General features: G+C 61.2%; 1 protein-coding gene and 1 pseudogene. Both read left to right on the forward strand.

What is annotated here, in order from left to right; genetic code table 11:
- Positions 1–248: pseudogene (locus AB4Z11_RS31385) on the forward strand (methyl-accepting chemotaxis protein); the annotation flags it as partial.
- Between the two features lie 102 nt (positions 249–350).
- On the forward strand, positions 351–1513 hold a 1163-nt coding region (locus AB4Z11_RS31390), incomplete at its 3' end, for a methyl-accepting chemotaxis protein (RefSeq protein WP_442030041.1).

Genomic DNA, 1513 nt, shown 5'->3' on the forward strand with positions numbered 1-1513 from the left:
AGATCAGCACCGCCAGTGCGGAGCAGAGCGACGGTATCGAGCAGGTCAACCGCGCCATCTCCGAGATGGACGGCGTCACGCAGCAGAATGCAGCGCTGGTGGAAGAAGCCAGCGCCGCCGCCGTCTCGCTGCAGCAGCAAGCCGACGCGTTGACGACTGCCGTCAGCGTGTTCAAGCTGGCCGGTCCGGCGCTTGCCGCTCCCGCCGTGACCAGCACCAAGCGTACCGCGCTGCGCCTGGCAGCTTAAATTCAACTAGTTATACATAAATAAAATATTTGCCGTGGTAACATTATAGTTTCCCAATGACAATTCTGGCCGGGCTTGTGCTCGGCCGGAAATTTCCCTCCCATGAAAAATCTGAAGATCGGCGCCCGCCTGGCCGCAGGCTTTGCACTTGTTTTGATTTTGACCATCCTGATGACGGTGCTCGGCATCAGCCAGATGCAGACCGTCGCAGAGGCGACCAGCAACATGATGCAGCAACCGCTGGCCAAGGAACGTATGGTCAGCGACTGGTATCGCGTGATTCACACTGGCGTGCGCCGCACTTCCGCCATTGCCAAAAGCAGCGACGCTTCCCTGACCGCCTACTTTGCGGAAGACACGGCGGCAGGCACCAAGGAAGTGTCGGTGCTGCAGAAACAGGTTGAGGACCTGCTGCAATCCGACGATGAGAAAAAGATCTTTGCCGACGCGGGCGATGCGCGCAAGCGCTACGTGTCCGCGCGCGACAAGATCATGGCGCTGAAAAAAGAAGACAAATTCGACGAAGCGGAGCAGGTGCTGCAAGGGCCTTTCAAAGCCGCGACGACCGACTACCTGGGCGCACTGAGCCAGTTGCTGGAACTGCAGCGTCAGCATATCGACAAGATGGCGAAAGATATCGACGCCATCCATGTCCGCAACCGCAATTTCCAGATCGGCTTTGGCGTGCTGGTGGTGGTGCTGGGCGCGCTGTGCTCCGCGTGGCTGACCCGTGGCATCACCGTGCCGCTGCAGCGCGCTGTGGAGGTGGCGGTGGCCGTGGCAGGCAATGACCTGCGCAGCGAAATTCGCGTCGATTCGAACGACGAAACCGGCCGCCTTCTGGCAGCACTGAAGACCATGAACGAAGGCCTGGCCGGCGTGGTCAACGACGTGCGCCTGAGCGCAACGAATATCGCCAGCGCATCCGGCGAAATCGCGGCGGGCAACCTGGACCTGTCCTCGCGCACCGAGCAGCAGGCTGCGGCGCTGGAGGAAACCGCATCGTCGATGGACGAACTGACGTCGACCGTGAAGCAGAACGCCGACAACGCGCTGCAGGCCAACAAGCTGGCGCTGGCAGCTTCCGATGTGGCTGCGCGTGGCGGTGATGTCGTGGGCAAGGTGGTCGACACCATGGGCCATATCGATGCTTCCGCACGCCGCATTGTGGACATCATTTCCGTCATCGACGGCATCGCCTTCCAGACCAATATCCTGGCGCTGAATGCGGCGGTGGAAGCGGCACGCGCCGGTGAGCAGGGCCG

The organism is Pseudoduganella sp. RAF53_2, from assembly GCF_052113985.1.
Lineage (GTDB): Bacteria > Pseudomonadota > Gammaproteobacteria > Burkholderiales > Burkholderiaceae_D > Rugamonas.